Origin of the sequence: Dactylosporangium sp. NPDC000555 (genome assembly GCF_040300025.1) — a bacterium.
Classification (GTDB): Bacteria; Actinomycetota; Actinomycetes; order Mycobacteriales; family Micromonosporaceae; genus Dactylosporangium.
The window spans coordinates 1-24,999 of sequence record NZ_JBEPDB010000109.1; the positions used below are offsets into that span (position 1 = coordinate 1).

Annotated in this window: 27 protein-coding genes and 3 tRNA genes; 19 read left to right on the forward strand and 11 right to left on the reverse strand. The window is 69.3% G+C overall.

Going from position 1 to position 24,999, the window contains the following annotated elements:
- From ABT297_RS38525 to ABT297_RS38540, 4 genes are all read right to left on the reverse strand, one after another.
- On the reverse strand, positions 1-398 hold a 398-nt coding region (locus ABT297_RS38525), incomplete at its 3' end, for a transposase (protein ID WP_350557589.1).
- An 86-nt stretch (positions 399-484) separates the two neighbouring features.
- Positions 485-1,192, reverse strand: a complete 708-nt coding sequence (locus ABT297_RS38530; protein WP_350557591.1) for an AIM24 family protein — start codon at positions 1,190-1,192, stop codon at positions 485-487.
- Positions 1,193-1,275: 83 nt separating this feature from the next.
- Entirely contained in the window at positions 1,276-1,629 is a 354-nt protein-coding gene (locus ABT297_RS38535; protein WP_350557593.1) for a metallopeptidase family protein, read from the reverse strand.
- Between the two features lie 53 nt (positions 1,630-1,682).
- Positions 1,683-2,108 carry an OsmC family protein gene (locus ABT297_RS38540; RefSeq protein WP_350557595.1) on the reverse strand — a complete coding sequence of 142 codons (426 nt, stop codon included), beginning with the start codon at positions 2,106-2,108 and terminating at the stop codon, positions 1,683-1,685.
- A 135-nt stretch (positions 2,109-2,243) separates the two neighbouring features.
- On the opposite strand from ABT297_RS38540, the gene ABT297_RS38545 reads away from it, so the two are divergent.
- The 3 genes from ABT297_RS38545 to ABT297_RS38555 all read left to right on the forward strand — a co-directional run bounded on the left by ABT297_RS38545 (position 2,244) and on the right by ABT297_RS38555 (position 4,640).
- The gene (locus ABT297_RS38545) at positions 2,244-2,936 is read left to right on the forward strand and encodes a hypothetical protein (protein ID WP_350557597.1); all 693 of its coding nucleotides are present in this window, start codon (positions 2,244-2,246) and stop codon (positions 2,934-2,936) included.
- An 88-nt stretch (positions 2,937-3,024) separates the two neighbouring features.
- A complete protein-coding gene (locus ABT297_RS38550) occupies positions 3,025-3,843 on the forward strand; it encodes an HAD family hydrolase (protein ID WP_350557599.1) in 819 nt (272 codons plus the stop codon).
- Positions 3,840-4,640 (forward strand): HAD family hydrolase, encoded by an 801-nt coding sequence (locus ABT297_RS38555; protein ID WP_350557601.1) that lies wholly within the window; start codon positions 3,840-3,842, stop codon positions 4,638-4,640. Before ABT297_RS38550 ends, ABT297_RS38555 begins: the two co-directional genes overlap by 4 nt.
- A gap of 3 nt (positions 4,641-4,643) precedes the next feature.
- Here the strand turns inward: ABT297_RS38555 and ABT297_RS38560 are convergent, their stop codons facing one another.
- A complete protein-coding gene (locus tag ABT297_RS38560) occupies positions 4,644-5,180 on the reverse strand; it encodes a bacterial proteasome activator family protein (protein WP_350557603.1) in 537 nt (178 codons plus the stop codon).
- A 94-nt stretch (positions 5,181-5,274) separates the two neighbouring features.
- Here ABT297_RS38560 and ABT297_RS38565 point away from each other — a divergent pair, with 94 nt between their 5' ends.
- Together ABT297_RS38565 and ABT297_RS38570 are read left to right on the forward strand one after the other, a co-directional pair.
- Positions 5,275-6,093, forward strand: coding sequence for an alpha/beta hydrolase family protein (locus ABT297_RS38565; RefSeq protein ID WP_350557605.1), 819 nt, complete (start codon positions 5,275-5,277; stop codon positions 6,091-6,093).
- 137 nt (positions 6,094-6,230) lie between these two features.
- Positions 6,231-7,439 (forward strand): ABC transporter substrate-binding protein, encoded by a 1,209-nt coding sequence (locus tag ABT297_RS38570; RefSeq protein WP_350557607.1) that lies wholly within the window; start codon positions 6,231-6,233, stop codon positions 7,437-7,439.
- A 34-nt stretch (positions 7,440-7,473) separates the two neighbouring features.
- Here ABT297_RS38570 and ABT297_RS38575 read toward each other — a convergent pair whose 3' ends face one another.
- Entirely contained in the window at positions 7,474-7,866 is a 393-nt protein-coding gene (locus ABT297_RS38575) for a hypothetical protein (protein WP_350557609.1), read from the reverse strand.
- 90 nt (positions 7,867-7,956) lie between these two features.
- The gene (locus ABT297_RS38580) at positions 7,957-8,394 is read right to left on the reverse strand and encodes a hotdog fold thioesterase (RefSeq protein ID WP_350557611.1); all 438 of its coding nucleotides are present in this window, start codon (positions 8,392-8,394) and stop codon (positions 7,957-7,959) included.
- Positions 8,395-8,480: 86 nt separating this feature from the next.
- Here ABT297_RS38580 and ABT297_RS38585 point away from each other — a divergent pair, with 86 nt between their 5' ends.
- Positions 8,481-9,827: an ABC transporter substrate-binding protein gene (locus ABT297_RS38585; RefSeq protein ID WP_350557613.1), complete on the forward strand. Its 1,347-nt coding sequence runs from the start codon at positions 8,481-8,483 to the stop codon at positions 9,825-9,827.
- Positions 9,828-9,947: 120 nt separating this feature from the next.
- Positions 9,948-10,190: a hypothetical protein gene (locus ABT297_RS38590; RefSeq protein ID WP_350557615.1), complete on the forward strand. Its 243-nt coding sequence runs from the start codon at positions 9,948-9,950 to the stop codon at positions 10,188-10,190.
- 70 nt (positions 10,191-10,260) lie between these two features.
- Here the strand turns inward: ABT297_RS38590 and ABT297_RS38595 are convergent, their stop codons facing one another.
- The 4 genes from ABT297_RS38595 to ABT297_RS38610 all read right to left on the reverse strand — a co-directional run bounded on the left by ABT297_RS38595 (position 10,261) and on the right by ABT297_RS38610 (position 15,964).
- On the reverse strand, positions 10,261-11,538 hold the full coding sequence (locus ABT297_RS38595; protein WP_350557617.1) for a hypothetical protein: 1,278 nt from the start codon (positions 11,536-11,538) through the stop codon (positions 10,261-10,263).
- Positions 11,539-13,214: 1,676 nt separating this feature from the next.
- The gene (locus ABT297_RS38600) at positions 13,215-13,670 is read right to left on the reverse strand and encodes a hypothetical protein (RefSeq protein WP_350557618.1); all 456 of its coding nucleotides are present in this window, start codon (positions 13,668-13,670) and stop codon (positions 13,215-13,217) included.
- Between the two features lie 42 nt (positions 13,671-13,712).
- Complete coding sequence (locus ABT297_RS38605) at positions 13,713-14,996, reverse strand: cryptochrome/photolyase family protein (RefSeq protein WP_350557620.1); 1,284 nt, start codon at positions 14,994-14,996, stop codon at positions 13,713-13,715.
- Positions 14,993-15,964: a phytoene/squalene synthase family protein gene (locus tag ABT297_RS38610; protein WP_350557622.1), complete on the reverse strand. Its 972-nt coding sequence runs from the start codon at positions 15,962-15,964 to the stop codon at positions 14,993-14,995. The genes ABT297_RS38605 and ABT297_RS38610 overlap by 4 nt, the downstream gene beginning before the upstream one ends.
- A 101-nt stretch (positions 15,965-16,065) precedes the next feature.
- Between ABT297_RS38610 and crtI the strand changes: the two genes are divergently transcribed.
- From crtI to ABT297_RS38670, 12 genes are all read left to right on the forward strand, one after another.
- Positions 16,066-17,559 carry a phytoene desaturase family protein gene (gene crtI / locus ABT297_RS38615; RefSeq protein ID WP_350557624.1) on the forward strand — a complete coding sequence of 498 codons (1,494 nt, stop codon included), beginning with the start codon at positions 16,066-16,068 and terminating at the stop codon, positions 17,557-17,559.
- 76 nt (positions 17,560-17,635) lie between these two features.
- The gene (locus ABT297_RS38620; RefSeq protein ID WP_350557626.1) at positions 17,636-18,517 is read left to right on the forward strand and encodes a MerR family transcriptional regulator; all 882 of its coding nucleotides are present in this window, start codon (positions 17,636-17,638) and stop codon (positions 18,515-18,517) included.
- Between the two features lie 135 nt (positions 18,518-18,652).
- Positions 18,653-19,573 carry a polysaccharide deacetylase family protein gene (locus ABT297_RS38625; RefSeq protein ID WP_350557628.1) on the forward strand — a complete coding sequence of 307 codons (921 nt, stop codon included), beginning with the start codon at positions 18,653-18,655 and terminating at the stop codon, positions 19,571-19,573.
- 143 nt (positions 19,574-19,716) lie between these two features.
- Positions 19,717-19,789, forward strand: a tRNA-Glu gene (locus ABT297_RS38630).
- Between the two features lie 14 nt (positions 19,790-19,803).
- Positions 19,804-19,877, forward strand: a tRNA-Asp gene (locus ABT297_RS38635).
- 24 nt (positions 19,878-19,901) lie between these two features.
- Positions 19,902-19,975, forward strand: a tRNA-Phe gene (locus ABT297_RS38640).
- 530 nt (positions 19,976-20,505) lie between these two features.
- Positions 20,506-20,871: a type II toxin-antitoxin system RelE/ParE family toxin gene (locus ABT297_RS38645; RefSeq protein WP_350557635.1), complete on the forward strand. Its 366-nt coding sequence runs from the start codon at positions 20,506-20,508 to the stop codon at positions 20,869-20,871.
- The gene (locus ABT297_RS38650) at positions 20,868-21,185 is read left to right on the forward strand and encodes a helix-turn-helix domain-containing protein (RefSeq protein ID WP_259860376.1); all 318 of its coding nucleotides are present in this window, start codon (positions 20,868-20,870) and stop codon (positions 21,183-21,185) included. The genes ABT297_RS38645 and ABT297_RS38650 overlap by 4 nt, the downstream gene beginning before the upstream one ends.
- A gap of 451 nt (positions 21,186-21,636) precedes the next feature.
- A complete protein-coding gene (locus tag ABT297_RS38655) occupies positions 21,637-21,825 on the forward strand; it encodes a type II toxin-antitoxin system HicA family toxin (RefSeq protein WP_259860377.1) in 189 nt (62 codons plus the stop codon).
- 14 nt (positions 21,826-21,839) lie between these two features.
- The gene (locus tag ABT297_RS38660; RefSeq protein WP_259860378.1) at positions 21,840-22,055 is read left to right on the forward strand and encodes a type II toxin-antitoxin system HicB family antitoxin; all 216 of its coding nucleotides are present in this window, start codon (positions 21,840-21,842) and stop codon (positions 22,053-22,055) included.
- A 700-nt stretch (positions 22,056-22,755) separates the two neighbouring features.
- Positions 22,756-23,277: a SigE family RNA polymerase sigma factor gene (locus ABT297_RS38665; RefSeq protein WP_350557631.1), complete on the forward strand. Its 522-nt coding sequence runs from the start codon at positions 22,756-22,758 to the stop codon at positions 23,275-23,277.
- The gene (locus ABT297_RS38670; RefSeq protein ID WP_350557633.1) at positions 23,270-24,562 is read left to right on the forward strand and encodes a rod shape-determining protein MreC; all 1,293 of its coding nucleotides are present in this window, start codon (positions 23,270-23,272) and stop codon (positions 24,560-24,562) included. Before ABT297_RS38665 ends, ABT297_RS38670 begins: the two co-directional genes overlap by 8 nt.
- The last annotated feature ends 437 nt before the right edge of the window (positions 24,563-24,999 follow it).

Sequence of the window (24,999 nt, forward strand, 5' to 3'; positions counted from 1 at the left end):
AACGCCACCTCGAAGATCCGGTCCGGGCGCTGCGAGCCGCGCAGCCGTTCGCGCATGTCGACCAGCACAGTGTGGGCGAACCCGGCCCGGCCGGCACCGTCCCAGCCACCCACCCCGGCGGCGTAACGCCAGCGGGCGTCGAACGTGAACCGGTCCACCGCCTCCCGGTCCGACAGCCCTTCCAGACGTTGCAGCACCATCACGGTCGCGACCACCGACGGCGGCACCGACCGGCGGCCGACCACCGAGAACAGGTCGGTGAACATGCCGTCCGGGAACAACCGCTCCCGGTGTTCGTGCAGGAACGCGAAGATCGAGTTGCCCGGGAGGGTCTCGCCGCAGAACCGGGTGACCGGGTCTAACAGGTCCAGCTGCTGTGACGCCCTACCTAACGCCATCCCAGCAAACTACCTGAAATAGATCCAAAACGATGACCGCCACGCCGGTGGCGGCCATCGTTTAACACCAGCCACCTAGAAACAGTTCAGCCGCCCAGGCCTAGGAGCCCGGAGCCGCTGTTCTGCTGCGCCGGCGAGGGCCTGCCCTCGCTCGGCTGCACGATCACGAAGCCCTGACCGCTCAGCGCCAGCTGGAACAGCTCGCCCGAGCCGCCGCGCAGCATCGACTTGAGGCTCTGGTTCTTCTGGATGTTGGTCTGCAGGCTGCTCGACCAACCCACGACCGCGTCCGTGTCCACGCACACCGGGGCCTGCGGGCTCACCGGGATCACGATCGGCGCGCCCTCGGAGACGATGGCGAGCCGGCCCTGGCCCGTGAAGACGCAGTTGAAGAGGCCGCCGCCGAACATGCCGGCGCCGCGGACCATCTGGATGTCGTACTGCAGCGAAGGATCGAAGCAGAGCACGTTGCGCCCGTTGATGGACAGCGCGTCGTTCGGCTCCATGTCCAGGATGAAGCAGTTGGCCGCGCCGGAGGCGAACCATACCTCGCCCTGGCCCCGGACGGTCATGAGCGACACACCCTCGCCGGTGACCGCGCGCTTGAGGAAGTTGCCGATGCCCTGGCTCTTCACCTCGAAACCGAGATTGCCGCGGAATGCGACCATGGCGCCCTGGCGGGCCAGAACCTCGCCGTTGACGGCGTACTTGACGCACTTGGAGTGTTGCAGGCTCATGCCTGCCTGGGTCGGGGGCTGGGCCATATTCTCGGCCTTGAAGATGTCACCTCGCACGCCGCGCAGCGTAGCGAACGGCAAATGGCCCACCACCAGCGCGTGGAGGGCCGTTACCAAGCCGCTGCCGGCCGCCCGGGCGATTAGCCCCAGCCAAGTGCGTGCAGGCGCTCATCGGAGATGCCGAAGTGGTGCGCGATCTCATGCACCACGGTGATTGCCACCTCATCGACGACGTCGTCCTCATCGTCACATATAGCGAGGATCGGATTACGATAAATCGAGATCCGGTCGGGCAGGACGCCCGAGTAGTCCCAGCCGCGCTCGGTCAGCGCGTGCCCCTCGTACAGACCCAGAAGATCCGGTTCCTCCGGCGGGGCGTCGTCCACGACCAGGATGACCACATTGTCCATGAGGACGAGCAGCTCCTCGGGCACCTCATCGAGGGCCTCGCCCACCAGTTCCTCGAACCGCTCCTTGCTCATGCTTACCGGCATGCGAAAGAGGGTCCCCGAAAACGGGGACCCTCTCAACAACGATTGGCCGAACGTCAGACGAGCTGGGCGTCGAGCGTGATCTCGACGGCGGCCAGCGCCTTGGAGATCGGGCAGCCCGCCTTGGCGTCCTGCGCCTGCTTCTCGAACTCGGCGGCGTCGATGCCCGGAACGGCACCGCGCGTGGTCAGGTCGATGCGGGTGATGGCGAAGCCGCCGTCCACCTGGCCGAATTGAACGGCCGCGGAGGTCTCGACCGAGGTCGGCGTGAAGCCGGCCCTGGCCAGGCCGGCGGAGAGCGCCATCGAGTAGCAGGCGGCGTGCGCGGCGGCCACCAGCTCCTCGGGGTTGGTGCCCTCGCCGCTCTCGAAGCGGGACGGGAACGAGTAGTTGCCCTGGAAGGTGCCCGAGCCGGTGGAGACCGTGCCGGAACCGGACTTGAGGTCGCCCTCCCAGCGGGCGGATGAAACGCGAGTTGGCATGAACCAGACGCTAGCCCATCGGCAGGTAGGGGCGGGCATCGCTGCCACCACTCGCCTTCGCCTTCGCCTGATCGTTGTCGAGCGGCCACGCCACACCGCACCCGGCCGGCGCGTCCCACCTCTAGCATGCGGTCTATGCCTGAGCAGCCCTCGCACATGCCGGAACTTCTCACCCCCGCCCCGTTGGAAGAGCCGAAAGCACCGGATTCGGTACCGCAGGAGCCGCGCCGCCCGAACGTCTTCGCGCTCGGACTCGCGGCGGTCGGGCTCGGGCTGGGCATCGCCGCGCAGTACCTGCCATGGAGCCTCTACCACCTGCCGGACCCGTCGGGCCGGATGTTCCGGAACGAGCCGGTGGGCGTGGCCGATGCCGCGAATGACACCCAGACCGTGGAGCTGCCGCTGGCCTCGCTCAGCATCGCGCACGTGGCGATCTATCTGGTCACGCTCAGCTTCGCGCTCGTGGGGCTCGCCGTCGTGCTGTCCACGACCGGCCCGGTGCGCCGCGTCGCCGCTGGCGCCGCCGGCGGCCTGCTCGCCGCCAACGTGATGGTGCTGGTCGGGCTGCAGAGCGCGCTGAACACCATGTCCGACGTCGAGCGCCAGATCATGTTGTACAGCAGCAGCAGCCGTGGCGAGACGACCACCGGCTCGGGGTACCTGCTGGCCTATGCCGCCGTGCTGGTGCTCGCCGCCGCCGTGGTCGTGGCGGTTCGGCTCCCGATGCCGTCGGGCTCGGCGTCCCGGGCGAGGCGCAAGGCCGGCGAGCCCGACGGAGGCGAGCCGCTGGAGCTCACCGTGACGCCCGTACCGCCGGCGTTCCAGTAAACGTTCGGTTGAGTTTTATTCGCAGCCTGTCACCGGTGCGGATCCGGGAGGTACCGTTGCTGCCCCGCAGTCGCGGAAGGAGCAGCATATGCGCGGTTCAGGGCTACCGAAGTTGATCGCCACGGACCTTGACGGCACACTCGTGCGCAGCGACGAGTCCGTGAGCGAGCACACGCGCGAGGTGCTCGAGCGGGTCAGGGCGGCCGGCATCCACGTGGTCGGCGCGACCGGCCGCGGCCCTCGCCTGACCGAGCTCGTCCGCCGGGACATCCCGGCCGCGGACTTCCTCGTCATGGGCGGCGGCAGCCGGGTGCTGGACGTGCGCGACCCGGAGCAACCGCTCGTCCTGCGCGACGAGCGGCTCGACGGCGGCGTGCTCGCCGACGTGCTGGCCCGGCTGGAGCGCGAGCTGGGCACCCTGTCGGTGCTCATCGAGGCCGGCGACCACCACGACGCCCCGCTGTGGGGCGACGCCGACCCGCACTGGCGCTACGACGCCGTCGAGGCCCGCGTGCGCGCCGAGTGCCTGAACGGCCCGGTGATCAAAGGCTTCGCCCGCCACCCCGGGTGCGACGTGGACGACCTGCTCGCCACCGCGCAGCGGCTGATCCCCCCGGACCTGGCCACTGTCACCCAGGCCGGCCTCGGCTACATCGAGATCTGCCCGCCCGGCGTGGACAAGGCGACCGGCCTGATGATCGTCGCGACGGCCCTGGGCATCGACCCCGGCGACGTGCTGGTCTTCGGCGACATGCCCAACGACATCCCGATGTTCCGCTGGGCCGGGTTCTCCCGCGTTGCCGTGGCCAACGCCCACCCCCGGCTGCGCGCCCTGGCCGACGAGACGACTCTCACCAACGACGAGGACGGCGTCGCCGCATACCTGGAAGCTATGTTGAAGCTGTGAAACTGGTCGCTACGGATCTGGACGGCACACTGGTTCGCACCGATCGGACGGTCAGCCCCCGCACCGTCGCGGTCTTCCGCCGCCTGAGCCGCGCCGGCGTGCTGATCGTGCTGGTCACGGGCCGCCCGATCCGTTGGATCTCCCCCGTGTACGAGCAGCTCGGCATCAGCGCTCTGACGATCTGCGTCAACGGCGCCGCGACGTACGACCCGGGCACCGACACCATCGTGCACAGCGCCCCGCTCGAGGTCGATGTCCTGGCCGAGGCGTGCGCCCGGCTGCGCGCCACGGTCCCGGGCGTGGTGTTCGCCGTGGAGCGTGACGGAGGCCGGCAGATGCGCCACGAGCCCGGCTTCCCGGTGGGCCCCTGGGAGGCCAACCACGGCTCGGTCGCTCCGGCGCCGTTGGACGAGCTGCTCAGCCGCCCGGCCGCCAAGCTGCTCGTCCGTGCCGGCGCGCAGTCGGCGGACGAGTTCACCGCACGGGTGGGCGCGTGCCTGCACGGCCTGGCGGAGGCGACCAACTCCTCGTCGAGCGGCATGGTCGAGGTCTCCGCCGCGGGCGTGACCAAGGGGTCGGCGCTGGCCCGGGTCGCCCGGACGCACTCCCTGGAGGCCGCGGACGTGATCGCCTTCGGCGACATGCCCAACGACCTGCCGATGCTGGCGTGGGCCGGCCGCGGCGTGGCGATGGCGAACGCCCACCCGGACGTGCGCGCCGCCGCCCACGACGTCACCGAAACGACCAACGAGGACGACGGCGTCGCCGCCTACCTGGAACGCGTCTACGCCTACTGAGGTTTAGAGGTACTGGCCCGTCCCCGTAGGGGAGTGGGCCGGCTGGCCGGGCACGCCACCCGGGCCGCCGGTCAGGGCCGGGCGGCCGCGCATCTGCTCGAGCTGCACCCGCGCCGCCATCTGCTGCGCGACCAGCGCCGCCTGGATGCCGTGGAACAGGCCCTCCAGCCAGCCGACCAGCTGGGCCTGCGCGATGCGCAGCTCGGCCTCGCTCGGGGTCGTGTCGTCGGCGAACGGCAGGGACAGCCGCTCCAACTCCTCCCGCAGCTCCGTGGCGAGGCCGTCCTCCAGCTCGGTGATCGAGCGGCGGTGGATCTCCTTGAGCCGCTGCCGGCCGGCCTCGTCGAGCGGGGCGGCGCGGACCTCCTCGAGGAGCTGCTTGATCATGCTGCCGATCCGCATGACCTTGGCCGGCTGCTCGATCAGCTTGCTCGGGTCTTCCGCGTTGTCGTCCTCGCCCGTGGACATCGTGCCCAGCGGCCGCCCGTCCGGCCCGACGACCAGCACGGTGCGCGACTCGTCCTGCGCCTCTTCTGCCATGGTTCCTAGTCTGGCGTACCGCGCTCGGGCCCGACCACCAAGGGTGCCGGAGCGACCCTTGTTGCCACGTTTCGTAACGCGATAACGTCTCCCGGTGACGAGCGATCCGCGAGACGTGCTGAGCCGTCCGGCGCCGCCGCCGGACCTCACGCTGCGCTACGGCGAGCATCCGGACCATGTCGCCGACGTGTGGCTGGCCGACGCGCCGAATGCGCCGCTCATCCTGTTCATGCATGGAGGGTTCTGGCGCCAGGAGTGGGATCGGGCGATCGCCGGCCCGCTCGCCGCCGACCTCGCGGCCCGCGGCTACACCGTCGCGGCCGTCGAGTTCCGCCGCACCGGGCAGGCCGGAGGTGGCTGGCCCGGCACGTTCTCCGACGTGGCCGCGGCGGCCGTGGCCGTACCGGATCTGCTGGCGAAGGAGGTCGCGCACCGGGGGCTCCTGCCGGTTTCGGTGGACCGGCCCATCCTGGCCGGTCATTCGGCGGGCGGGCATCTCGCGCTCTGGTATGCCACGGTCGCACCCGACGCCATTGGCGGGGTCGTCGCGCTCGCACCCGTCACCGACCTTGCCCGGGCGTACGAGCTCAACCTCGACGACGGCGCGGTGGCGGACCTGCTCGGCGGGGCGCCCGATGCGGTGCCCGACGCGTACGCCTCGGCCGACCCGATGGCCAACCTGCCGTCGGGCGTGCGCACTGTCGTGGTGCACGGCGCCGAGGACGACATCGTGCCCGTTGAGTTGTCGCGTGACTACTGTCGGTCGGCCCATCAGGCCGGCGACGACACCACGCTCGTCGAATTGGCCGACGTGGAGCATTTTGCCGTGATCGATCCGCGATCGGCCGCCTGGCCTGCCGTTCTGGCTGCATTCGGCACGGTGACCAGGGGCGAGACCACCGGTGGCAATTGACTGTCCGCCGCGATGGCGGTAGAACGCAGCGTGGGCTGTAGGCTCGTGGCTCGCGAGAGCCAAGCAACGACGTCGAGCCGAGAACCACGCTGTGTGTCGACTCCAGCGCTGTTCGGGGTCCCGGGGAGGAAAAGCACGTGTCCCACCTCAACCGCCGCCAGGCGCTCCGGTTGTTTGCGGCCGCGGGTGCGGCGGGCCTGACCGCGCCGATCCTGTCCGCCTGCGGCAGCAGCTCCGGCAACGCGTCCGGCTCGAGCGCCGCGCCCAGCGGTCCGCCGATCAAGCTCGGCATGATCGTGCCGCAGAACGGCATATACAAGGACCTGGGCAGCGAGCTCGACAACGGCTTCGGCCTCTACCTGCGGCTGCACGACAACAAGCTCGGCGGACGCCAGGTCAACCTGGTCAAGGTCGACGAGGGCGAGACCGGGGACAGCGGCAAGGCCGCGGCGGAGAAGCTCATCAAGGATGAGAGAGTCCTCGCGCTGACCGGCGTGGTCAACCCGCAGTCCATGCTCGCGATGAAGGACGCCGTCGAGGCCGCGCAGATCCCGCTCGTCGGCTCCAACGCCTCGCCGGCCTCGCTCCAGGGCGCCAAGTACATCTGGCGCACGTCGTTCGTCGCGACCGAGCCGGGCCAGGCGATCGCGCGCTGGGCCGCGGAGAACGCGGGCGGCGCCATCGCCGTCGTCGGGCAGGCCGGCCCGGGCGGCGACGACGAGGAGGTCCGCTCGTTCGTCGAGTTCATCAAGGGCGCCGGCGGCGACATCGCCGGGCAGCCGAAGACGACCCCGTTCGGCGGCAAGGACTTCAGCGCGCTGCTCACCCAGGTCAAGCAGTCGGGCGCGGCGGCGATGTATGCCAGCTACAGCGGCGCGGCGGCGGTCGAGTTCGTCAAGCAGTTCCACAACGCGCGCTTCCCCGTCGGCTTCAAGCTTCTCGCGCCGGGCAGCCTCACCGAGGGGTATGTGCTCAAGCAGCAGGGCGACGCCGCCAAGGACGTCTACACCGCGCTGAACTACTCGCCCGACCTCGACAACGCCGCCAACCGCCGCTTCATCGCCAACTACCAGAAGGCGTTCGGCGCGATCCCCTCGACGTATGCGATGGCCTCCTACGACGCCGCCGCCGTGCTGGACAAGGCGATCACCGACGCGACCAGAAACCTGGACTCGTTCTCGCTGAACGCCGCCATCGGGCACCTCGGCCAGATCGACAGCCCGCGCGGTGGATGGCAGTTCACGCAGAACCGCACGCCGCTGCAGCGGTGGTACCTCAGGCAGGTCCGCCCCGACGGCGCGCTGCTGTCCAACGTGCTGACCGCCGAACTGACCACACAGGGCTGACCAGGGCTGACCACACCGCCCGACCCGGCGGGGCCTACGCCGCCCCGCGCCGCTTCAGCGTCGCGACCGCCGAGCCGGCCAGGGTCCGCAGGCACTCCGGCAGCTTGCCGTCGACCAGCGCCACGGTGAACAGCGCCGTGGCGCTCGGCACGTCCTCGTTGACGTATGCGCTCACGAACCGCGCCACCCAGCGCATGTCGTAGTTGGCATCGTCGATGTCCGGGAAGTCCAGCCGCCACGGCCCGTGCACCAGGTTGTCGCCGACCATCTCGCCGGCCAGGCGCCACGCGACGTCATACGCGGCGCTCATGCCGCGCCGGTCCACCACCGAGTCGAAGGTGTGGGTCACCGCGTCCTCGTCGCCCGCGAGCGCCCACTCCAGGACCTGAGCGGCGTCCTGATATGTCTCGTCTCCCGGGTCATCCACGCCGCAACCGTATGCCGCGCGGTCAAGGGTCCGCCGGTGACTTGCGCATTTTTTCGGTACCTCGAAATCGCCCGGACCCGCGGCGTGACCTCAGGAACGGCGCAGCGCGCAGGTGAGGCGGGCGGTGCAGATGCGCTCGCCCTCCTCGTCCGTGATGACAATCTCGTACGACGCGATCATCCCGCCCAGCCGCAGCGGCGTCGCCACGCCCGTCACCAGCCCGGCGCGCGCCGACTTGTGATGCGTCGCGTTCACCTCGATGCCGACAGCGATCCCGTTGAACAGCCGCGCCGCGTGCAGGGCCGCGCCGATCGAGCCGACCGTCTCGGCGAGCACGACCGAGGCGCCACCGTGGAGCAGTCCATAAGGCTGGATGTTGCCGGCCACGGGCATCGTCGCGACGACCCGCTCGGGCGACGCCTCCAGCACTACGATGCCCATCCGCTCCGGCAGCGTGTCCTGCAACGACGTGCCCCCCGGCAACTCGTCGCCGACAGTGACTCCGGGCCCGGTTCCTGCATCCGCCATGCCGGGAAGCCTACTCGCGCCCCCGCTCAAGTCCGGGAATCGTCCGCGCTAAGGTGCGCACGGCACCTTTGGGGAGGAGAAGTCCCGTGCGCGCATGGAGGGCCACCGCCATCGTGGGAGCGATCACCGCGATTGGAGTGCTGCTGGCGGCATCTGGCTGCGGGTCCGACCCGGGTAGTGACAGGGACGCCGCCAACCCTCAGAACATCCGCCTCTACGGCACGGACGGCATCATGGCCAACTCGTTCGGTGAGGCGTTCAAGGACTCCCCGGCGGCGCTGGCCGGCATGAAGGGCACGACGCCACTGACCCCGCTCAGCGGCGATTTCAAGCGGCGCGTGAAGGCCGTGGACCCATCGCTGACCGACTTCAACTATGCCGGCGAGTCGTACGACGCGGTCGTGATCGCTGCCCTGGCCGCCGAGGCAGGCAAGTCGACCGACCCCGCCTCGATCGCCAAGAACATCATCGGCGTGACGACCGGCGACAACGCCTGCGACAGCGTGGCCGCGTGCCTCACCGCCGCCAAGTCGGGCAAGAAGTTCAAGTATCTCGGCATCTCGCTGCGCGGCAGCGGCTTCACCAGCGCCGGCGAGCCCTCCTCGGCGATGTACGGCGTGCTCAACTTCGGCACGAGCAACACCATCGACAATGCCAAGACCGAGTTCGTCCGCGCCGGCGACGCCAAGACCGAGGACAAGACGCCCCCGCCGGCCGCCGCCAACCCCGGGAAGACGCCGAAGCCGCCGCTGAAGTACGGCCTGCTGCTGCCGAAGACCGGAGCGCTCGCCTTCCAGGGCCCGCCGATGTTCGCCGCCGCCAAGCTCGCGATCAAGGAGATCAACGAGGCGGGCGGCGTGCTCGGCCAGCCGGTGCAGGTCGAGGAGGGCGACGACGGCACCAACCCGGACGCGGCCAAGGCGACCGCCGCACAGTTCATCTCCCGCGGCGTCGCCGTGATCATCGGCGCGGGCGCATCCGGGGTGAGCAAGGCCGTCATCCCGCAGGTCGCGCAGGCCGGTCGCGTGATGATCTCGCCGTCGGCGACCTCCGATGAGCTCACCAAGTTCGACGACAAGGGCTTCTTCTTCCGCACCTCACCGCCGGACGTGCTGCAGGCCAAGGCCGTCGCCGACGTCATCATGCGCGACGGGCACACCAAGGTCGCGATCATCGCCCGCGACGACAGCTACGGCAAGGGCCTGGCCGAGGGCGTGCGCACCGACCTGGCCGCCGCGGGCATCAAGCCGGACAACATCCTGATCAAGACGTACGAGGCCAAGGACAACTACGAGAAGGACGACGGCCCCCGCCTGTTCAACAGAATCGGTACGGAGATCAAGGCCTTCGAGCCGACGGGCATCCTGGTCGTCGGCTTCGGCGAGTCCGCCCTGGCCATCAAGGCGCTCGGCGTGGAGGGCGTCAAGTCCTGACCCGCCCATCCCCGCCCGAAGGCCTGACGTCGGGTTTCGGACCGTCCTGGGCTCGCGCGCCGTGGGCCCAGGGCCTACGGTGAACGCGATTGCCCCCGAGTGAGGTGAGAGGACCACCGGATGAGCGAGAACGAGACCGTCGAGACCCGCGGCGATGAGCGCGTGGAGCTTTTGGTCGGCGACACCAACAACGACGGCAAGCCCGACCTCTGGGCGATCGACACCGACGGGGACGGCAAGGCTGACCTGTTCCAGTTCGACACCGACGGCGACGGCAAGGTCGACATCACGATGAGCGACCTCGACCAGGACGGCACCCCCGACGAGGTGGTCGACGGCGACGGCGGCCAGCCCCCGGCCTGATCCACCCGACGCTGATAACACCCCTCGAAGCAGCGTAGATGCCCCTGTCTACGCTGCTTCGACACGAAGCTTATTTGCGCTGCTTCGCCACGTAGTCGCGCCACTGCTGCTCGAGCTGGTCCCGCCCCACCCCGAGCACCTCCCGCGACACCGAATCGATCTCCGACATCCGCATGAAGCCCTCGTAGAACGCGATGAGTTTCGCCTCCCCGAACGTCTCGGCGATCATCCGGCACGCGAGCCACCCGCCGACGTAGTTGCGCGGCTCTTCGTAGAACTGCTTGTCGGCCGGGAACTTGTCGATGGACAGATCACCGATCACGGCCCGGATGCCGGCCGCGTTGTACTTGCCGTCCTTGTACGCGACGTACTCGGCGAACCCCTCCACCACCCACCGAGGCGTGTGCGGCCCGGTGACCGGCCCCATCGCCGCGTGCGTGAACTCGTGGGTCAGGTCATGCTGGAGCTCGGCCTTGGGCGCGGTCAGCTCGGCGGGGTTGAACACCACGCGCGTGGTCGCATACGTTGGCCGCGCCGACCACTCCGTGACCGAGCTGTAGTACGGCACCGCGATCGCCGCCACTCGCGCCACCCGGTCCTGCGACTCGGCGAAGTACGTGTCGAAGATCTGCTTGTTGCTGACCGCCGTGAGCAGCACCTTGCCGTCCCAGCCGCTCGGCCGCACCTGGGCCACCTGCCGCAGCCCGGTCTCGGCGAGCTGCAGCAGCGCCTTGCCGTTGTCCGCCGCACCGGCCGACAGCACCGCCACCACGCGGTCGTTCCGCACGACGCTGATCGGCTCGCCGGCGTCCCACGGCTGCCCCTCGGCCCCGGTGGGCATGGCCTTGCCCACCCCGTCCCCGGCGATGACCCATCGCCCGTCGGCATACCCGAACACGGCCAGCCATGGCGTAGCCACCGGCACGCTGTCCACCCCGTCGATCCGGTGCCGCACCGTGACCGCGATGACCCGCGCGGCCGCGTGGTACCGATCGAAGAGCTGCGAGGGCAGATAGGCCGCCATCTTGCGCGCGGGCTGGACGGTGCGCTCGAAGCTGAACTCCGCGAGCGGCAGCTTCGTGAGATTCTCGAACTCCTGCCGCTGCCGCTGCGCGAACCCCGGGTCGCTCTGATCGACGTCGGCCATCCACGCGTCGAGGCTCTTGCTCCTGACCGCCGCCGCGTGCCGGGTCAGCACATCGTCGATGGCCTTGCCCCCGACCTCGGGCCGCACGTCGACCCACGTGGAGGCGATGGGCGTGTCGCCCCCGTCCCGCAACACCCAGGCGGCCGCCCCCGCCCCGCCGACCGCCAGGAGCATGCTCACCACCAGCAGCGTGGTGAGCACGGGCCAGAGATAGCTCCGCCGAGGCTGCGGCGGCAGCTGCGCCACCCACCCCTGCGCCCCCCATGCCAACGGCGCGGGCGGCTGACCCTGCGGATGCCATGCCCTCGCTCCTGGAGTCGAATGCCCGCCCGGCGGCCAAGCCGCAGGTAGCTGTCCACCGCCCGCGTAACCGGGAACGCCCAGTCCTGCCACGCCCGGAACCGGACTCAGGGCGGGCACGCCCGACGAGACCGACCCCTGGACAGGCCCGGCAGCCGGGATCGCGACCGTGGCCTGGTTAGGCGCGCCGAGCGGGTTCGCGGCCGTAGCCTGGACGGGCGCGACCGCGGCCGGCGCGGTGGGCGGGGTTGTTCCCTGGCCGGGCGCGCTCGGCGGGTTCGCGGCCGTGGCCGGGTTAGGCGCGCCGAGCGGGGCCGTGGCCGTGGCCTGGGCCGGCGCGGCTGGGTTGTCGGCATGAGTCGGCGCGACGGTCACGGCCGGGCTGTCGGTCTGGGTCGGCGCGGCGGGCGGGGTCACAGCCTGGGCCGGCGGGATCGCGGCCTGCGCGGGAACGACGAGTGGGACAGCGGCCAGGGCGGTCGCGGCTTTGACCTGCGGCTCGAGCGCGGCGACAGGTTCGGTCACCCCATCCGAACCGGTCGGCGAGGGCGCCGCGGCAGTCTGCGTCGACTCGGCCGGCTCGGTCCCCGCCCCAGCCCCCGCCTCCGGCGTGGCCGGCGCCACCAGCTTCAGCCCCGCTGGAGGCAGGGAATCAACCGGGTCAGGCGGAGCCGGGTGAGAACGCGGGTCCGGTTCGGTGTTCGAAGGCGGCTGGAGCGGATCGTCCGGCTTCCGCTGCTGCGGGATCCGCCCGGGGAACTGCTGGGCGGCGCTCGGAGCAGCGGTCGGTTCGGGGTTGGTCACATTGCCTGCCGACGTCGGAAAACGGAACCACATCCTCCGCCAGGGCGCGCGCCGTTGTCGACCCCGCCGGGGTGAGGTGATCTTCAACTGCGAGTGCGGCTCCCCTCCGGATTCACCCGTTCGGGTAGGCAAGGTGGTATTTGGGCGAGTAAGGGCCATATGTCGTTGCATTATGCATGTGCATGTCGAAGGATCTGTGTGTTCGTTGTTACCGAGCGTTGCGGCACCTGAACCCCCGATCGTGTGCAGACAGAGGGGTCCGCGCGGTCGGGTGAAGGGCGGGCGCCCACATGCGCCAACTGGCCTTGGTGGCTCGGGCGCCCGCCCCCTTTCCACAGCCCGCACGAGAGGCGATGAGTCGATGCCCTATTCACAGCTTTCCGGTGACCGCATCGCAGCGGCGCAGAACGTCATCTCGCTGCACCTTCCCTCGCTGGGCGGCGGGCGCTGCTCCGCCTGCGGTCACGAATTTCCGTGCGCGTTTCGCCGGGCTGCCGACGGAACGCTGGACGTCTACGGCCGGCTGCCCCGTCGCGTCCCAGGCGCCACGCTCCAGGCCGCCGGGGTCCGCCTCGGTGCCCGGGGCCGACCGGCAGCCGCCGGCCGCCGGTCCTTCGGGGAGAACAGGTTCGCCGAGACGATGTCCTCCGCGAGCGGCGGCGCGCGGTGGCCCGCAAACCCGGCGACCACGGCAGCCCGAAGCTCGGACCGAAGCGAAGACTCGTGGCGGAACCGGCCGGGAGCGCGGCGGCGCGGCTGGTTCGAGGTGGTCGTCAACCCGGCGGTCGGGGTGGCCCGAGTCCCGGACGAGCAGCCCGCGACATCTGCGGACGGCCCCGGACGGCGGCCCTGGTTTGTCCCGGGTCAGCGGTCTGGGACCTGACGCCGGTGCCCTCCTCGAGCCGCGATGTCGCCGCACCGTCGAGAACCGCGGCGGTGCCCGAGCCGGTGTCCAGGGCGAGGGCCGGGCCAACCTCTGGGCCAAGCTCGGGGGCAGGGGCAGGGGCAGGGGCGCGGAAGCCGCCCAGCGCCGCCGCGAGCAGGCCACCCACGTCGAGGGCATCGACGGCCGGAATCTCGCCGACCAGCTCGGTCACCACGCGACCGCGGTCCCAGCCGGTCAGGCGCAGCCCGACCATCCCGCCCGTCATCCCATCCGTGACGCGGTGCGCGACCGCCTCGTAGCTGCGCCGGCCGTCCAGCAGATCAAGCGTGAGCGTCCTGTTCATGCCTGCACCGTACGGGCGAGCACCGACAGTTTTTCGGGAACGTTACCGAGCGTCGAGGGTAAGTGGCGGAGGGTATTGACGTCGCGCCGACGACGGTAGCTTCCACGGCTCGTGGACCGCCTTGCCGGGGATGTCCGCGAGCTCCGGCACGTAACGCCGGACGTACTCGCCCTCCGGATCGAAGCGTTCGGCCTGCCGGAGCGGATTGAACCGGCGGTACGGCTTCGTGTCGTTGCCCGTCCCGGCGACCCACTGCCAGTTGCCGTAATTGTTGGCCACGTCGCCGTCGAGCAGCAGGTCGAAGAAGTGGTCGCCGCCGGCCCGCCAGTCCACGCCGAGGTGCTTGGTCAGGTACGAGGCGGTGATCAGCCGGGCCCGATTGTGCATCCAGCCCTCGGCGAGCAGTTGCCGCATGCCGGCGTCGACGATCGGCACGCCGGTGTGGCCGGACCGCCACGCCTCCAGCGCGTCCCGCTCGTCGCGCCACGAGTCGTCGGCGCCCGGCCGATACGCGCGGTGGCGCAGCTGCGGGAACGCGAACAGCACCTGGTGGTAGAAGTCGCGCCAGCACAGCTGCCGCACGAACGGCTCGGCGCCCGCGCGGCCGTCCACCCGCGCCGCCAGTTCGCGCGGCGACAGGCAACCGAAATGCAGGTAGGGGCTCAATCGTGACGTGCGGTCCGCGGCCAGGTCGTCGTGCATCCCCGGGTACACCTGGAGATGCGACAGCCAGGCCGAGAGCCGCTCGCGCGCCGCGGACTCCCCGGCCGCCCCGTCGCCGGAGCGCGACCGGAACCAGGACCTGGGCAGGCCGGCGGGCAGGGAGACGCGCCGCGGCGCCTCGCACGGGTCGCGCCATGACGCGGCCTGCCAGGCGCGGTGGTACGGCGTGAACACCTTGTAGTGCGAGCCCCCGCCGCCCGGCCGCAGCGACCCGGGCGGCACGACGGTCACCCCGGGAAAGGCGCGGAATGCGATGCGCTCCGCCGAGCAGGCCGCGGCGAGCCGCCGCTCACGCGACCGCGCGTAGCCGCTCACGTCTGCGGCGACGGCGATCCCGGAGGCGCCGGCGGCCTTCGCGACGCGTATCGCCTCGTGGACCGGGTCGCCGCGCAGCTCGACCAGGTCGCCGCCGCGCCGCTGGAGCGCGGACGCGAGGTTGGCGAGACAATCGTCGAGGAAGCGCCGCCGGGCCTCGCCGGCGGGCAGCGAGGGGTCGTGGACGAACATCGGCACCACGTGCTCGGCGGCGCGCACCGAGGCCGACAGCGCCGGGTTGTCGTGCACCCGCAGATCGCGCGTGAACAGCACGACCGCCACGTTCATGCGGCGGTACCGCGCAGATCCAGCAACCCCGCCTCGTCCCGCTGCTGCGGAACGTCTGGGATGCCCCTGGCGACCGGCGCCGGCAGCGGCGTGCCCGGGCGCGACAGGACACACGACAGCGCGACGCCGAGCCGCCGCCACTTCGGCACCGTCGCGCGGCGCGCGAACACGTCGTGGTCCTGTGCCTCGACCTCGTCGAGGATCCCGCCGTAGAGGCGGTAGGCGGCACGCATGCACGCCTGCGAGGCGGGCGCCAGCATCGGGATGCCCGGCGCGGCGAGGGCATAGTGTCGCCGGGCGCGGCTCACCTGGTACCGAACCAGGCTCTTGATGCTCTTGGAACTGATCCGCTCCGCGAGCGCTCGCCGCAGGTCCTCGCGCGTGACGCCGAACTCGGCGAGGTCCTGCTGCGGCAGGTAGATCCGGCCACGCTCGAGGTCCTCGGCGACGTCCCGGATGAAGTTGGTGAGCTGGAAGGCGAGGCCCAGCTGGCGGGCCGGCTCGCGGGCGGCGGCCCGGTCGGACGACTCGAGGATCGGCAGCATCATGGTGCCGATGACCGCCGCCGAGCCCTCCATGTACCCGAGCAGGTCGTCGTAGGTCTCGTACTCCGTGACGGTCAGGTCCATCGCCATGCTGTCGAGGAACTTGCGGAAGTCCTCGAGGTCGATGTCGAAGACCTGGATCGTGTGCAGCACCGCCGGCAGCAGCGGGTCGTCGGTGTGCCCGCCGCGCAGCCCGCGCAGGAACTCGGCCGACCACGCGGCGAGCTGCTCTGCGCGCTCCCGTGGCGTGTGGCCGCCCATGCGGTCGACGATCTCGTCGGCGTAGCGGGTGAAGCCGTACAGCGCGTGCACGTGGCGGCGCTTCCAGGCCGGCAGCAGCCGCGTCGCGAGGTAGTAGGTGCGCCCGTGGTAGCGGTGCAGCGCACGGCACCGCTCGTACGCCGCGGCTAGTGGCGCAGCCATCCTACCTCCCGGTTCACGTCGAATCGACGCAGCAATCGACGCAATCTGCAGCCTACGTTACCCTTACCCCCTGACTTGCACGAAACGCGGAGAGGGCAGCCATGCGAACCGTTACGGGACCGACGGATCGCGTCGTCGTCGTGGGCGCCGGCCTCGGCGGCCTGGCCGCGTCGATCCGGCTCGCCGCCGCCGGGCGCCGCGTCACCCTGCTCGAACGCCTCGACCAGCCGGGCGGCCGCGCCGGGCGGATCACCGTGGACGGGTACGAGTTCGACACCGGCCCGACCGTGCTCACCATGCCGTCGCTGCTGGCCGACCTGCTCGGCACCGTCGGCGAGGAGCTGGCCAACTGGCTGCCGATGACCAGGCTGGACCCGGCGTACCGCGCGCACTTCCCGGACGGCTCGACGCTCGACGTCATCGCCGACACCGCCCGGATGGCCGGCGAGGTCGCGCGCGTCTGCGGGTCCCGTGAGGCCGACGGCTACCTCCGCTTCGTCGACCACGCCCGCGAGCTGTGGACGCTGGAGCGCGACGACTTCATCGACCGCAACCTCGACCACCCGCGCGACCTGGTCACGGCCAACCTGTGGCGGCTGGTCCGGCGCGGCGGCTTCGGCCGACTGCAGTCCAAAGTGGACTCATACTTCAAGGATCCGCGCACCCGCCGGATCTTCTCGTTCCAGGCGATGTACGCCGGGGTCGCCCCGCACCGGGCCCTCGCGCTCTACGCGGTCATCGCCTACCTCGACTCCGTCGCCGGCGTGTACTTCCCGCAGGGCGGCATCCACGCCGTCTCCCGCGCCCTGGCAGGCGTCGCCGAGAAGCACGGCGTCGAGATCGTCTACGGCGCCGACGTCACGCGCGTCGAGACGGCGAACGGACGTGCCACCGGCGTGCTGACCGCGGACGGCCGCCGGTTCCCCGCCGACGTCGTCGTGCTCAACCCCGACCTGCCCGTCGCGTACCGGGACCTGCTGCCACCGGCGCGCTGGCGCAGCCCACTGCTCGGCCCCCTGCGGTACTCGCCGTCGTGCGTGGTGCTGCACGTGGGCTCCCGGCAGTCCTACGGCGCCATCGCGCACCACAACTTCCACTTTGGACGGTCGTGGCGCGAGACCTTCGACGAGGTCATCGACCAGGGCCGGCTGATGAGCGACCCGTCGCTGCTGGTGACCAACCCGACGCGCACCGACCCGTCGCTCGCACCCGAAGGCCGGCAGGCCTACTACGTGCTCGCCCCGACGCCCAACCTGACCGCGAAGCTGCTCGACTGGCGCGGCCCGCTGGCCGGCACCTACCGCGACGAGCTCATCGCGACGCTGGAGCGGCGGGGGTACGTCGGATTCGGTGACGGCATCGAGGTGTCCCGGTTCGTCACCCCGGCCGACTGGGCCGACCAGGGCATGGCGGCCGGCACCCCGTTCGCCGCCGCACACACCCTGCGCCAGACCGGCCCCTTCCGGCCGGGCAACCTCCATCCCACACTGTCCAACGTCGTCTTCGTCGGGTCGGGCACCCAGCCCGGCGTCGGCGTGCCGATGGTGCTCATCTCCGGTCGCCTCGCGGCGTCCCGTGTCACGGGGGAGTCCTGATCTTGTCCTGGGAACAACAACTGGTCGAGCCGGTCGCGTTCTCCGTCCCGCTCGACGCCTGGCGGTCGTCCGAACGATGAGTCCCGCCGCCGCGTACTCGGCCGGTGCCGTGGCACGCCGGCTCGGGGTCGCCGTCACGACCCTGCGTACGTGGCACCAGCGATACGGGATGGGTCCGTCGCTGCACGAACCGGGACATCATCGGCGGTACACCGAGCAGGACATCCAGCGACTCGAGCTCATGCAGCGGCTCATCGTCGAGGGCGTGGCCCCCGGCGATGCCGCACGCTGGGCGCGCAAGCGCACTTTGGCCGGCGGCGCCGCGACCGCGGGCGGGGAGGCCACCGGGGACACCGCGGCGGCCGTGCGCGGCCTGAGCCGGGCGGCGCTGCGGCTCGACGGATCCGCCGTACGGCAGCGCATCGCCGACGCGGTCCGGGAGCTCGGCGTGGTCGCGGCCTGGGACGGCGTGCTGCGGCCCGTCCTGGTCGCCCTCGGGGAGCGGTACGCCGCGACCGGTGCCCTCGTCGAGGTCGAGCACCTCATCTCCGGCTGCGTCTCCGCCGTCTTCGGCGCCGTGCCACGCCCGCCCGCCGGCACGCCGGTCCGGATCCTGCTCGCCTGCGCCGACGAGGAGCAGCACAGCCTGCCGATCGAGGCACTGGCGGCGGCGCTCGCGGCGGCCGGGGTGCCGGCGCGCTCGCTCGGCGCCAGGGTCCCGTCCGAGGCGCTGCTGGCCACCGTGCGGCGCACCGGGCCGGCCGGGGTCCTCGTGTGGTCGCACCACCGGTCGACCGCCGCCCCGGCGCAGCTGGAGGCCGTCCTCGCCGAGCGCGCGCGGCCCGTCGTGCTCGCCGCGGGCGGGCCGGGCTGGGATCGGCCGTCCGCACCATCGGGAGTCATCTTTCCGGATAGTCTCACCGAGGCGATGGTGACTCTCACATCGGCACTCACCTAGTTATCTGCGTAAAGATGTCTCGCCACGCTACTCCCGTGTTCGTGCCATGGGCCGAACGCGGGACGGTGAGTGGACCCCGGAATCGCTAACGTGTGATTTCGTCGGAGACACCTCAAAGCCCCCTCGGAGCCCCTCATGTCACGCACCCGATTCGCGATAGGAGCAGTGATCAGCGCCGCCGTCCTGGCCCTCGCCGGCTGCGCCTCCAGCACTTCCTCCTCCGCCGCCTCGTGGCACGCGTCCGGCTCCGGGTCGGCCCCGGCCGTCGGGCAGAGCGGCGAGCCGATCAGCCACCCGATCGCCGGCGTCCCCGGCGCCGCCGGCTCGTCGGGCCCGGCGAAGCCCGCGGCGTCCACGTCGCCTTCCGCATCTGCTCCCGCCTCTGCCCCTGCCTCCGAATCCGCCCCCACCTCGGCGCCGCCCTCCGCCGCCCCCTCCTCGGCCCCGCCCAGCGACGGCATCCTGCGCAACACCGGCGCGGCGGGGGTCGCGCTGACCTTCGACGACGGTCCCGGCCCCGAGACCCCGAAGCTCCTCGAGATGCTGCGGGCGCAGGGCATCAAGGCCACGTTCTGCCTCATCGGCGTCAACGTGCAGGAGTATCCGCAGTACGTGAAGCAGATCGCCCAGGACGGCCACACGCTGTGCAACCACACCTGGAAGCACGACGAGAGCCTCGGCAAGAAGTCCGCCGACACGATCCGGGCCGACCTGCAGAAGACCAACGACGAGATCCACAAGGCCGTCCCGAACGCGCCGATCAAGTACTTCCGCCACCCCGCCGGCAACTTCACCCCGCTCGCCGTGCAGATAGCCACCGAGCTGGGCATGCAGTCCCTCGGCTGGAACGTGGACCCGTCGGACTGGAACATCAAGAAGTGGTCCGGCCAGCAGATGACCAACCACATCATCGCCACCGTGAGGAACAACACGAATCCCGGTGCAATCGTCCTGTCCCACGACGGCGGCGGCGACCGCAGCAGCACGATGGCCGCGTACAAGACCCTGTTGCCGGAGCTGAAGGCCAGGTTCACGCTCATAGCAATGCCGCGCTGACCAGCCAGGACCCGCCAGCCAAGCCACTGACGGATACTCATTTGGTGAACGCGTGTGGGGTCACGTATGCTCTGAAAGCCTCCGGCGGGGCCGGATGGGAGCAACACCGCAGGACTCGCAGAGTATGCGATGATAGCGGGGCCGCCCTCATCGTCTAGCGGCCCAGGACGCCGCCCTTTCAAGGCGGTAGCACGGGTTCGAATCCCGTTGGGGGCACGGTTAGGAAGCTAGGTCCTGTGGAGCAGTTGGAGTGCTCGCCGCCCTGTCAAGGCGGAGGTCGCGGGTTCAAGTCCCGTCAGGACCGCAAGGCCCACTCGTGGGTCACTCTGGGCAGGTAGCTCAGTCGGTACGAGCGTCCGCCTGAAAAGCGGAAGGTCGGCGGTTCGACCCCGCCCCTGCCCACAAAGCTCTTCGCCGGGCTTTACAGACCCCGACCAGCGGAAACGCCGGTCGGGGTCTTTGTCTGTCCGGCCGACTACGAAGATCACCATGTAGCAACGGCAGATACCTGCACGGCGGACGGTCAACTTGCTGGCGGATGATGGCCTCATGGCGCGCGTATCTATCAAACCTCGGCCGTTGAACGAGGCTGAGCGCCGCGTCCTCTCTGTGGAGTTCGACGGCGTGCAGGAACTCCGGTCGCAGATCGGCCTGGCCACGGTCGTCGCGACGTGGTCGCCGGGCTCAGCAAGCGTGGATCTCCGTGTGGCGGGAGGGTCCAATCGGTCCCGACAGCGCAACGGCTGCGTCCCCGTGGATGCTGCGGTCAGTACATCGGCAAAATCCTCGTCTGGCTGGATGAGGGATCAATTTCCGCACTGGAGTACGCGTGGGGTCACCGACGAGATGCCCACCACGCTCCCGCAGATTGACCGGATCAAAGTGCGCCGCCGAGAGTGAGCCGCGAGTATAGCTTTCGCTATACTCACCACCTGACCACATCGGAGTGGGACATCTATGTGGTGAACGAGGTTCGCGAGTGGATCCGGTCACTGGACCCTGCTACGAAGAGGCGGGTCGTCGAAGCGATCGACGTGCTCGCCGAACGGGGCCCTGGCCTCGGCCGACCGCTCGTCGACAGCATCGCGCATTCCTCGATCGTCAACCTGAAGGAGTTGCGTCCGGGAACAGTACGCATCCTGTTCGTCTTCGACCCTTGGCGGTCCAGCATTCTGCTCGTCGGAGGCGACAAGGCAGGTAGGTGGGACGCTTGGTACCTGGAAGCCATCCCGCTCGCGGAGCAGCGCTACGAGACTTACCTGAAGGAACGAGCACAGGATGAAGGGGGTCGGTCGTGAGCAGCTACATGCGTTGGAGCGACATCCGGGACGAACTCGTCGAGCAGGTGGGCGGCGAGGAGGTTGTTGCGGCCGGCAAGGAGGAACTTCTCGCTGCTGTGATCGGGCATCGGCTGGCGGAGGTGCGTAAGAGTCGTGGCTTGACACAGCAAGAGGTTGCCGACCGCATGGGCGTCACCAAAGGACGCGTGTCTCAGATCGAGCAGGGCAAGGTATCCGGCCATGACGTGATCGCCCGCTTCGCTGCCGCGCTCGGCGGACGGCTGCATCAGGCGATCTACTTCGACGACGGCGACATAGCAGCCATTGCGTGACGCGAACCATGTAGCAGCGGGTGCAGCAACGACCGCGGCCGCAAACGGACCCGACGAGACCAGTTCAGACTATCCAGCTTCAAGAGTCCTCGGCTCACGCCGACGTCCCGAGACCTGAAAAAGCGGAAGGTCGGCGGTTCGACCCCCCTGCCCACAAAGCTCTTCGCCGGGCTTTACAGACCCCGACCAGCGGAAACGCCGGTCGGGGTCTTTTGTCTCTCGCTTAGCTTCGGCCTGCCAAGATCATCATTTAGCAACGCGCAGCGGACGGTCACGTCTGAATAGTCTCGATATACGCATCTCCGTGACCCGCCAGAGTGGATACATCCACGTCATCCCTAGATTGAGTGATATGGCCACTAGGCCCTATTGTGGACCGGCCACGACCGTAGTTCGAACCTCCGTTTGATCACGGCAAGGCGTCGAGCCACACACATACAGAAAGGTCGGAATGCCGCTCAAGGTGCGTGAAATCATCAAGATGATCGAGTCTGACGGCTGGTTACTTGCACGGACTCGCGGCAGCCATCGGCAGTACGTTCACCCGACGAAGCAGGGCGTCGTCACGATCGCAGGCAGCCCGAGCGCGGACTTGCCACGCGGTACAGAGCGCAGCATCCTGAGACAGGCGGGACTGTGATGGGGGGAGCAACAGTGAGTGGGTACGCAATCGTTGTAGAACGAGCAGAAGACGGCGGCTACGGCGCTTGGTCGCCCGAGGTGCCCGGGTGTGTTGCATTGGGCAACACGGTCGATGAGACGGTGGCCGAAATGCGGGAGGCGATCAAGCTTCACCTGGAGTTGCTCGGCGAACGGGGCGAGCCCCTTCCGGTCCCCACGGCGGTCAGGGTTGATCTCCTCGCGGCATGATCCCATGGGCCGCCCGTGTAGCAACGCATGTAGCAACGGCGCCGCACACCGCTGAACGCCGACAACCGGACCCGGATGGGTTCTATCGGGTTCGCCGTCTCTCGGAGTGTGACTGCGTTGATCTGAAAAGCGGAAGGTCGGCGGTTCGACCCCGCCCCTGCCCACGAAGCTCTTCGCCGGGCTTTACAGACCCCGACCAGCGGAAACGCGGTCGGGGTCTTTGTATCTGCCGCTCAGTTCAGACCACTCAAGATCGTTGTATGGCGACGCTGGTGGCAGTAGCTCGCCCAGCTCGACACCGTCGGCTACCGGCCGCTGCGGCTGACGAAGGTCGTCTCGGCAGGCAGCTGATCGACGTCTTCGTGAGCGGCGGCTTCTCTTGCGGATGGCCGCTCACGTCTGAGGTCCACCGCGCGCCGCGATCGCTGGGCTTTACGGGAAGAGGTACAGCTCGGGGCGAAAGCGTCAACTGACGGCCTGGTTCGGGGAGAACCCCGGCGCCTGGTCGTGACGCGACCGGGTCGGTCCGTTCGCCGCCGCGATCGGTGTTCGAAGCGCGGCAGGCGTCCCGTACCGATGTCGGCGGATCCACAACGGGCTCGGCAAATAGGACGAAAAAATCCTTGCTGGCGGCAACGTTTCAATGCGGTCACTGCGTAGGGAGTTGCTATGACGATGTTGGCGAGGATGGTGAGGAAGCATGGACAGGCAGGACGACGAGGGGGTGACAGCCTTCGTCAGGGCTAGCTACGGTCGCTTGCTTCATGAGGCCTTCCTGCTCTGTGGGGATGCCGGCCGGGCCGAAGACCTGGTGCAGACCACGTTGGCGAAGACCGTCATGGCGTGGTCGCGTCTGCAGCGATCCGAGGGGATCAACAACTATGTGCAACGGACCCTGATCAATACCTACCTCAGTGCGCGGCGCCGCCGGGCCTGGTGGGAGCAGCCCTTCGGCCGGCTGGTGGAACGGCAGGCCCGGGACGAGTACGCGGGGGTGGAACAGCGGGACTGGCTCCGCCGGGCACTGGATGCGCTGCCGGCGCGACAGCGTGCCGCGGTCGTCCTGCGCTTCTACATAGACCTGTCCGAGCAGGACGCGGCGGTGGCGTTGGGCTGTTCGGTGGGCACGGTCAAGAGTCTTTCGTCAAGGGGTCTGCGGACCCTCCGCGAGCGTTGGGTCGAGGTCGACGCCACAGCTGAACACGAGGTGCGGTATGCATAGCGAGATCGAGTTGCGTGACAGCCTTGCTGCCCTGGCCGAGCCGGTGAAACCTGTCGAGGGTTACGAAGACAAGGTCATGCGGCGGTCACGTCGGCTTCGTCGGCGGCGGCGGATGACCGCCGGTGCGGCGGCCGCCGTGTGCGTGGCAGTACTGGTGACCATGGTCAGGGTGGTCGGATTCGGCCCGGCGCCACAGCTCGCCGCACCACCCCCGGACGGCCCGTTCCTGGGCTGGTCTGCTGTCGGCGACGTCGATGCCAGTCTGGTCCGTGAGGCCACGGACGTTTGGGATGCTGCCGGGACAGGAGGGCCGCACACCGCCGTCCGGGCTATCGTCGCAATGCGGAATGACCAACAATTGCACTCGATCGCAGTCCTGCAGGGTTACGACAAGCAGGGTGTCGCGCGGCTGGCGTTCTTCACCAGTGATGTGAGCGCGGCCAAGGCGTTGCGGCTCCGAGCGGATCGGCCCGCACCCGACCCGGTCACGACGCAGGTGATCAGCCTGGTCAGTCCCCGGCTGACCGGACCGGTCGGAGCAGTCAGTACGGATGATTTTGGTACCTACGCCATCGTTGTTGCCATGCCAGGTGTCACTACGGTGCGAGTCTCAAATACGATCTTTGACGATGAGATGAACGGCGATCCCGAGGCGCCGACCAGCCGCCTTGTCGTCGTAAGGTTCCCGCTGCCCGGGACAGCGCAGTCAACGACCATCTTCGGTTTTGTCAAGCCGAATCGGCCGCTGGCCAAGATGACGAAGGTGTTCGAGGTACAAGGCGACGGCGGCACCGACGAAGACCCGCGAGCAGTGCCGGGCAGGGTGTTGTCTGCAACCGGCCAGCAGATCGTTGTGGCTGTCCAGCAGATCCAGGCGGTGCGGCGAGGCCAACTCGCTGTTGTGACCGAGGGTTTGGTCGGCCGCGTGACCGCAGTTGACGTCACGCGTGGCGAAGCGACCATTGACCTGGTGACCAGTACCGGATTCGCTGGCTCGGCCTACACCCACATCAGCGATGTGCCGGGCTCGGTGCGTGGCACCGGAACGAGCCTGGTCATGGAGCACATACCGACAGGTGACAAGCGGTATTACGTGAGTGAGGGAAATCGTGTGGTGATGCCGGATCCGTGCCAGCCGAATGACCAGGTCGGCGCCGTCACGGTTGGACGAGCCTCCTCGCAAAAGGCACCGGAAGCTACCAGTGTGGAACTGACACCGACGGTTGACCTCAGTCATTTGCGCGAAGTGTCAATCATGACGTCGTCCACCGGCGGAGATTGCTGAACGCCGAAAAATCGTGCGGGGAGGCGACTTGCCTCCCGCACGATTTAACCTTGATCGTACAGAATCATTCCCAGGAGTACCGAACCCTGCCATCGCCGCACGTGAACGCGTAATGTCCTGCCGAATTGCCGTCGACGTAGTACCGGAACTGGTGGTCTGTGTAGGTAGGAACCTGCGACCAGGTTTTCGGCTTGGCCTTCTCGGCGGTTCCCGGTGGTGGACAAATCGAACCACCAGTGGACGGTCATCTCAAGCTTGTGAAGTAGGAGCGCGTACTTATTGAGCTCTAAACGCATCTGCGAGTCTCGGCGTGGTAGCCCACCTCCAGGTGCGCCGTTCGGCGTTGTGATTGGTGCGGCGGTCCAGGTTGTTACCGGTTCGGTCGTAGCGCATGGTGGTGCGTGGGTCGGCGTACCGGCAGCGATCTGGACGTTGCG

Coding starts and splice junctions, on each gene's coding strand:
- ABT297_RS38535 (WP_350557593.1), bottom strand. CDS start 1,629: ATGCCGGTAAGCATGAGCAAGGAGCGGTTCGAGGAACTGGTGGGCGAG.
- ABT297_RS38540 (WP_350557595.1), bottom strand. CDS start 2,108: ATGCCAACTCGCGTTTCATCCGCCCGCTGGGAGGGCGACCTCAAGTCC.
- ABT297_RS38545 (WP_350557597.1), top strand. CDS start 2,244: ATGCCTGAGCAGCCCTCGCACATGCCGGAACTTCTCACCCCCGCCCCG.
- ABT297_RS38550 (WP_350557599.1), top strand. CDS start 3,025: ATGCGCGGTTCAGGGCTACCGAAGTTGATCGCCACGGACCTTGACGGC.
- ABT297_RS38560 (WP_350557603.1), bottom strand. CDS start 5,180: ATGGCAGAAGAGGCGCAGGACGAGTCGCGCACCGTGCTGGTCGTCGGG.
- ABT297_RS38580 (WP_350557611.1), bottom strand. CDS start 8,394: ATGGCGGATGCAGGAACCGGGCCCGGAGTCACTGTCGGCGACGAGTTG.
- ABT297_RS38590 (WP_350557615.1), top strand. CDS start 9,948: ATGAGCGAGAACGAGACCGTCGAGACCCGCGGCGATGAGCGCGTGGAG.
- ABT297_RS38600 (WP_350557618.1), bottom strand. CDS start 13,670: ATGAACAGGACGCTCACGCTTGATCTGCTGGACGGCCGGCGCAGCTAC.
- ABT297_RS38605 (WP_350557620.1), bottom strand. CDS start 14,996: ATGAACGTGGCGGTCGTGCTGTTCACGCGCGATCTGCGGGTGCACGAC.
- ABT297_RS38610 (WP_350557622.1), bottom strand. CDS start 15,964: ATGGCTGCGCCACTAGCCGCGGCGTACGAGCGGTGCCGTGCGCTGCAC.
- crtI (WP_350557624.1), top strand. CDS start 16,066: ATGCGAACCGTTACGGGACCGACGGATCGCGTCGTCGTCGTGGGCGCC.
- ABT297_RS38620 (WP_350557626.1), top strand. CDS start 17,636: ATGAGTCCCGCCGCCGCGTACTCGGCCGGTGCCGTGGCACGCCGGCTC.
- ABT297_RS38625 (WP_350557628.1), top strand. CDS start 18,653: ATGTCACGCACCCGATTCGCGATAGGAGCAGTGATCAGCGCCGCCGTC.
- ABT297_RS38655 (WP_259860377.1), top strand. CDS start 21,637: ATGCCGCTCAAGGTGCGTGAAATCATCAAGATGATCGAGTCTGACGGC.
- ABT297_RS38665 (WP_350557631.1), top strand. CDS start 22,756: ATGGACAGGCAGGACGACGAGGGGGTGACAGCCTTCGTCAGGGCTAGC.
- ABT297_RS38670 (WP_350557633.1), top strand. CDS start 23,270: ATGCATAGCGAGATCGAGTTGCGTGACAGCCTTGCTGCCCTGGCCGAG.